The organism is Streptomyces sp. PA03-1a, from assembly GCF_033792805.1.
Taxonomy (GTDB): Bacteria; Actinomycetota; Actinomycetes; order Streptomycetales; family Streptomycetaceae; genus Actinacidiphila.
This window is the reverse complement of the sequence record NZ_JARAVO010000359.1, coordinates 1-6,549: the sequence shown is the minus strand read 5'-3', so window position 1 is coordinate 6,549 and position 6,549 is coordinate 1. Positions and strand designations below refer to the sequence as shown.

Below are 6,549 nucleotides of genomic sequence, written 5' to 3'. Positions count from 1 at the left end.
GGGCAGGAGTGGGGCGGCGGCGTGGCGGACATCGGCGGCTCCTGGTCCGGGTGGTCCGGCGTGGTCCGGGTCGTGGTCCGGGTCGTGATCCGGTTGGTCCGGATGTCTCCGTGGTGGTCTCCGGGGCTTCCCTGGGCGGCGGCCCGCGGACGTCCCCGCGCACCGCTTGCTGACGCTCCATCAGATGTGCCTGTGGACGGTAGCTCCGGCCCCTGCAAGTCGCAAGGCCCGTGACGGTGCGGATCGGCCGGCTTGGTGCACGACCCTTGCGCCCGCGTACCGCCGGTAATCAGACTGCTGGGCGGAACTAGAACGCGTACTAGTTCTGCCGTGGGCGCCGGGACGCCCCGCGGCCGAGGAGAGGACGAGGTACATGGCCGCTGAACCCGTCATCGTCGAAGCTGTACGCACCCCCATCGGCAAGCGCGGCGGCGCGCTCGCCAATCTGCACCCCGCCTACCTGCTCGGTGAGACGTACCGCGAACTGCTCGGCCGCACCGGCATCCAGCCCGACGCCGTGGAGCAGATCGTCGGCGGTACGGTCACTCACGCCGGGGAGCAGTCGATGAACCCGGCGCGCACCGCCTGGCTGGCCTGCGGGCTGCCGTACGAGACGGCCGCGACGACCGTGGACTGCCAGTGCGGTTCCTCGCAGCAGGCCAACCACATGGTCGCCAACATGATCGCGGCCGGGGTGATCGACATCGGCATCGGCTGCGGCGTCGAGGCCATGTCGCGGGTGCCGCTCGGCAGCGGCTCCAAGCACGGGCCCGGCAAGCCCTTCCCGGACGAGTGGAACGTGGACCTGCCCAACCAGTTCGAGGCGGCCGAGCGCATCGCGCGGCGCCGCGGGCTGACCCGGGAGCACGTCGACCGGCTCGGGCTGATCTCGCAGGAGCGGGCCGGGCGGGCCTGGGCCGAGGAGCGCTTCAAGCGGGAGACCTTCGCCGTGCAGGTGCCCACGACGGAGGAGGAGCAACTCGCCGGCCAGGGCATGTGGCGGCTGGTCGACCGTGACGAGGGGCTGCGCGACACCAGCATGGAGGCGCTGGCCGGGCTGAAGGCGATCATGCCGACGGCCGTGCACACCGCGGGGAACTCCTCGCAGATCTCCGACGGCGCGGCGGCCGTGATGTGGGCGTCCAAGCGGATGGCGCGGGCGCTGAAGCTGCGCCCGCGGGCCCGGATCGTGGCGCAGGCGCTGGTCGGCGCTGACACGCACTACCACCTGGACGGACCGATCGATGCGACGCGCGCGGTCCTCGGCAAGGCCGGCATGACGCTGGACGACATCGACCTCGTCGAGATCAACGAGGCCTTCGCCTCGGTGGTGCTGTCCTGGGCCCAGGTCTTCGACCAGGACCTGGAGAAGGTCAACGTCAACGGTGGCGCGATCGCCCTCGGCCACCCCGTGGGCGCCACCGGGGCCCGTCTGATCGCCACCGCGCTGCACGAACTGGAGCGCGCGGACAAGGAGTTCGCGCTGATCGTGATGTGCGCGGGCGGGGCGCTCGCGACGGGCACGATCATCCAGCGGATCTGAGCCGGCGGGACGCGGGCAGCGCGCCGGGGCCTTGCGCCGGGGCGCTGCGCCGGGCCAGGGACCGGGCCGACGGCAGCTGCGACGGGCGGCCGGCCGTGCCGGTGCGGCCGCACACCGCGAGCGGGACCCGCGACGTGCCGATCGGCAACAGCGGGAGCTGCCGCGCCGACCTCGCGGCGCACGGCGTGCGGGCGGCGCCGGCCGACCCCGGCGACACCGACGGCTTCGGCGCGTTCCTGCGCTCGGCGCCCCGCGTCGCGCGCGCTGGTTCGCGGCGCCGGCCCGTCAGCGTGCCTGAGGCGGCACGCGCGACGCGCCGTCTCCGCTCCCGTCCCCGCCACCGTGTACGTCCACGAAGGCCACCGGTGCGCCGAACGCGGCGCGCCGGGTGGCCCGGCGCAGGGCGCGCAGCACGAACGGGCCCAGGGTGAGGACCAGGACGGCGGTCAGCACGGCGCGCGGGACGTCCCAGCCGAGCGAGGTGGCCAGGCAGTACGCGGCGAAGCGGGCGAGGTTGTCGGGGAGCGGACCGCCCGGCACGAAGGAGACCCCGGAGGACATGCCGCCGAGGTACGGCCAGCCCTGCAGGTTCATGATCGTTCCGTAGGCGATCGAGGACACCGCCCCGTAGCCGGCGAGGAGGACGAGCTCGCCCCGGCCGCGCAGCCCGCCGGCGCCCGGGAGCAGGCCCGCGCCGAGCGCCACCCAGCCCATCGAGAGCATCTGGAACGGCATCCACGGCCCGACCCCACCCGTGAGCAGGGCCGACGCGAACATCGTCAATGCCCCCAGCGCGAAGCCGAAGCCGGGGCCGAGCACCCGGCCGGACAGCACGACGAGGAAGAACATGGGCTCGATGCCCGCCGTGCCGCCGCCGAGCGGACGCAGCGCCGCTCCCGCGGCGGCCAGCACCCCCAGCATGGCGACGGACTTGGCGCTCAGGCCCTCCTCGTCGTCCGCGATCGTCGCCATGACGATGGCGAGCAGCAGCGGCAGCAGCAGCGCGAACAGCCAGGGTGCGTCCTCGCTGTGGGCCAGCCCCGAGTCCGGCTCGGCGAGCAGCGGCCAGCCGAAGGCGGCGACGCCGATCACCGAGACAAGCGTCAGCGCGACGACGGCCCGGCGGCCCAGCCGGACCGCGCGCGGTGGACGCGCGGTCACGCCGTGCCCGCCAGGGCCGCCTCGACCTGGCCGACCGTCAGCCAGGGCAGCGGGCTGAGCACCTTGGCCACCTGCGGGGCGAAGGCGGGCGAGGAGACGACGACGTCGGGGGTGGGGCCGTCCGCGACGAGGTCGCCGTCGGCGAGGACGACGACGCGGTGGGCGAGTTCGGCGGCGAGTTCGACGTCGTGGGTGGCGAGGACGACGGCGTGGCCGTCCGCCGCCAGGGCGCGCAGGTGCGCGGCGAGACGGGCCTTGGCGGCGTAGTCCAGGCCGCGGGTCGGCTCGTCGAGCAGGATCAGCGGGGGCCGGGCGGTCAGTACGACGGCGAGGGCGAGCGCGAGGCGCTGGCCCTCGGACAGGTCGCGCGGGTGGGTGCCGTCGGCGACCCCGGGCAGCAGTTCGCCGACGAGGGCGCGGCAGGTGCCGGGGGTGGCGCGGGCGTCGGTGTCGGCGGCGGCGCACTCGGCGGCGACGGTGTCGGCGTACAGCAGGTCCCGGGGGTCCTGCGGGACCAGGCCCACGCGGCGGATCAGCTCCGCGGGCCTGGTGCGCGACGGCTCCAGCCCGCCGACGGTCACGCTTCCCGAGGTGGGGGGCCGCATCCCGGCGAGGGTGGACAGCAGGGTGGACTTGCCCGCGCCGTTGCGGCCCATGAGGGCCACGGTCTCGCCGGGCCGTACGGTCAGGTCGACCCCGCGCAGCGCCTCCAGCCGTCCGCGGCGCACGGTGAGTCCCGCCACGGCCGCGACGGGCTCGCCCGCGGCGGGCGCGGGCGGCGCGGGCGGGGTGCGGCCGTCGAGGCGTTCGCGCAGCGGGGCGGCGGCGCGGCGGGCGTCGCGCACCGACAGCGGCAGCGGGGACCAGCCCGCGAGCCGGCCGAGCGCGACGACCGGCGGACGCACCGGCGAGAGCGCCATGACCTCGGCCGGCGGACCGGAGACCGGGGCGGCGCCCCCGCCCGGGAGGAGGACGACCTGGTCGGCGTACTGCACGACCCGCTCCAGGCGGTGCTCGGCCATCAGCACGGTCGTCCCCAGGTCGTGGACGAGCCGCTGCAGCACGGCGAGCACCTCCTCGGCCGCGGCGGGGTCGAGCGCGGACGTCGGCTCGTCCAGCACCAGCACCCGCGGGTGGACGGTGAGGACGGAACCGATGGCGACGCGCTGCTGCTGCCCGCCGGAGAGGGTGCTGATCGGGCGGTCGCGCAGGTCGGCCAGACCCAGCAGGTCGAGGGTCTCCTCGACACGGCGGCGCATCACGTCGGGGGCGAGGCCGATCGACTCCATGCCGTAGGCGAGTTCGTCCTCGACGGTGTCGGTGACGAAGTGCGCGAGCGGGTCCTGGCCCACGGTGCCCACCAGATGGGCCAGTTCGCGCGGTTTGTTGCGGCGCGTGTCGTGCCCGGCGACGGTGACCCGCCCGGTGAGGACGCCGCCGGTGAAGTGCGGCACCAGACCGGAGACGGCGCCAAGGAGGGTGGACTTGCCGGTGCCGGAGGGCCCGACGACCAGGCAGAGTTCCCCCTCGGGGACGGTCAGCTCGACACCGGCGACGGCGGGCGCCGCGGCGCCCGCGTACGTGACGGAGACCTGCTCGAAGCGGATCACGGGCGGGCTCCCTTCAGGTGCGCGGGCAGCAGCCCCAGCAGGACGGCGGCCGCGGGCCACAGCGGCAGCGACGGCGCGGTCAGCGGCACCACGGGCGGATCCAGGTCGGCGGGGGAGGCCCCGGCGGCCCAGATCGTCAGCGCGGCGACGGCCACGCCCGAGGCGGTGATCAGCCACGCGGTCGCGTCCCAGCGGTCGGGACGGTAGCGGGTGCGGACGGAACGGCGCCCGCCGAGCCGCAGCCCCGCGGCGGCGGCGGCCAGACCGGCCAGCAGCAGGGGCAGGCCGTACGCGGCACCCGCGGCGGCCAGCAGCGCGTAGGTGCCGGCGCACAGCCCGAGCAGCCCGCCGAGGGTCAGCGCGGCGGTCGCCCGGCGCACGGCGGGCGGCACCTCGGCCGTACGGCCGTAACCGCGGGCGTCCATGGCGGCCGCGAGGGCGACGGAACGCTCCAGCGCGCCCTCCAGCACGGGCAGGCCGACCTGGAGCAGCGCCCGTACGCCCTTGTCCGCGCGGCCCCGCAGCCTCCGGGCCGTCCGCAGCCGCCGGACGTCGGCGACCAGGTGCGGCGCGAACGTCATCGCGACGACCACGGCGACGCCCGCCTCGTACAGGGCGCCGGGCAGCGACTTCAGCAGCCGCGCGGGGTTGGCCAGGGCGTTGGCGGCGCCGAGGCACGCCAGGAGCGTGGCCAGCTTCATGCCCTCCCGGAAGGCGAACCACAGCCCCTCGGCGGTGACCCGCCCGCCGAGACGGACGCCCCGCGCCCAGTCGGGCAGCGGCACTTCGGGGAGGGACACCACGGTGTGCGTGCCCGGGATCGGCGACCCCAGGACGACGGCGAAGGCGAGCCGGATGGCGATGACCACCAGACCCAGCCGGAGGAACGCGGCGTACGACCGCGACCAGGGCGCGTCCGGCACCCGGCACACGGCCACGACGTATCCGGCGACGGCGGCGAGCAGCGCGAGCAGCGCCGGATTCGTCGTCCGCGACGCGGCCGTGGCGAGCCCCAGCGCCCACAGCCACCACGCCCCCGCGTGCGGCCCGCGCCTCCGTCCCGCCCGTCCGCCCTCCGTGCCCGCGTCCTTGGTGCGGTCGGGCAGCCGGAGCAGCGCGCGCAAGCGGGCGGAGCCGCCGCCTTCCGCGCTGCGGGGGAGGGTGCGGTGGTCGCCCCCGGCGGGCGGTGTGAGGACCTGTCGGGGGCGGGTTGCCGCGCCAGGCAGGGCGGTTGCGTGGCCCGTGGGCGGTTCGCCGGCGCCGCCCCCGGGGGCGATGTCCCCCAGGAGCCGTGCTGCCGCGCCGCCGGGGCGGATGGCCGGGGCGGCCGACTGGCCGTGGCGCTGCGTCGCGGCCCGCGCGTGGGGTGCGGTGGCCGTGCGTGGTTCGCCGGTCTTGTGGAGGGGAGTGTCGGCGCTGCCCAGGGGGGTGTCGTCCCGCTGGGTCCGCGTTGCCGTGGCCGGCGTGCCGGTCGGACCGTCCGCGGGTCCGGCGGTGCCGGCGCGGTGGCGTCGGCACCGCGGATCCTCGCCCTGCGTCGCGGCCCTGGCGGCGCGCGAGGGGAGGGCGGCGGCGCCGGGCCGCGGGGAGGGCGTGGCGGTGGTCACGGGCGGTCGCTCCGGCGCCGTCGGGCCTGCCAGGTCCTCCCGGGTGCGCGGACGCAGTGGGGCGGGGGCGCCCGATACCTCGGCCTGCGCGGTGGTCGCATCGCCCGTGCGCGGTTCGGCGGGGGTGTCGGCAGAGGGGAGGTCCGTCCGCCGGGGCCGGGCGGCCGGGCCGGTCAGGTCGTCGCGGTTGTGCGGGCGCAGCCGCGCAAGCAGGGCGAGGGCCCGCAGGGCACGCGGTCCGGAGACCGGCGCGCCGCTGGTCCACCGCAGGGGCGTGGCGGTGGTCACGGGCGGTCGCTCCGGCGCCGCCGGACCTGCCAGGTGGCGGCCGCGGCGACGACGAGGACGACGGCGGCGGCGCCGTACGTGCCGAGCGCGGGACCGGAGGAGGGCGCGGGCGCGGGCGCGGGGGGCGCGGCGTCGTCGGTGACCTGCTCGCCGCAGCCCGTGGCGGGGTAGCCGGCGATGGCGCAGACGAGGCCCGCGGAGTTGTAGCGCAGCGGGGGCGCGACGGCGGCCAGGGCGTCGGCGGAGGTGGCGTCGGCGGGGACGCGGGCGCAGGCGGTGCGGGCGGCCGGGGCGCCGGCGGCGGTGCCGAAGTCGAGCAGCAGGGCGACGCGCTTGGTGC

Annotated in this window: 5 protein-coding genes; 1 reads left to right on the top strand and 4 read right to left on the bottom strand. The window is 77.0% G+C overall.

The window, feature by feature from the left end:
- Positions 1–373 precede the first annotated feature (373 nt).
- Positions 374–1,543 (top strand): steroid 3-ketoacyl-CoA thiolase, encoded by a 1,170-nt coding sequence (locus PV341_RS42785; protein WP_499511615.1) that lies wholly within the window; start codon positions 374–376, stop codon positions 1,541–1,543.
- A gap of 285 nt (positions 1,544–1,828) precedes the next feature.
- Here the strand turns inward: PV341_RS42785 and PV341_RS42780 are convergent, their stop codons facing one another.
- The 4 genes from PV341_RS42780 to PV341_RS42765 form a co-directional block, all read right to left on the bottom strand.
- On the bottom strand, positions 1,829–2,749 hold the full coding sequence (locus PV341_RS42780) for an ECF transporter S component (protein ID WP_500360691.1): 921 nt from the start codon (positions 2,747–2,749) through the stop codon (positions 1,829–1,831).
- The gene (locus PV341_RS42775) at positions 2,701–4,314 is read right to left on the bottom strand and encodes an ABC transporter ATP-binding protein (RefSeq protein WP_500360689.1); all 1,614 of its coding nucleotides are present in this window, start codon (positions 4,312–4,314) and stop codon (positions 2,701–2,703) included. The genes PV341_RS42780 and PV341_RS42775 overlap by 49 nt, the downstream gene beginning before the upstream one ends.
- On the bottom strand, positions 4,311–5,420 hold the full coding sequence (locus PV341_RS42770) for a CbiQ family ECF transporter T component (RefSeq protein ID WP_500322395.1): 1,110 nt from the start codon (positions 5,418–5,420) through the stop codon (positions 4,311–4,313). The genes PV341_RS42775 and PV341_RS42770 overlap by 4 nt, the downstream gene beginning before the upstream one ends.
- Before the next feature lie 785 nt (positions 5,421–6,205).
- Positions 6,206–6,549 (bottom strand): SCO2322 family protein (locus PV341_RS42765; RefSeq protein WP_500360688.1); only part of this gene is annotated, 344 nt, incomplete at its 5' end.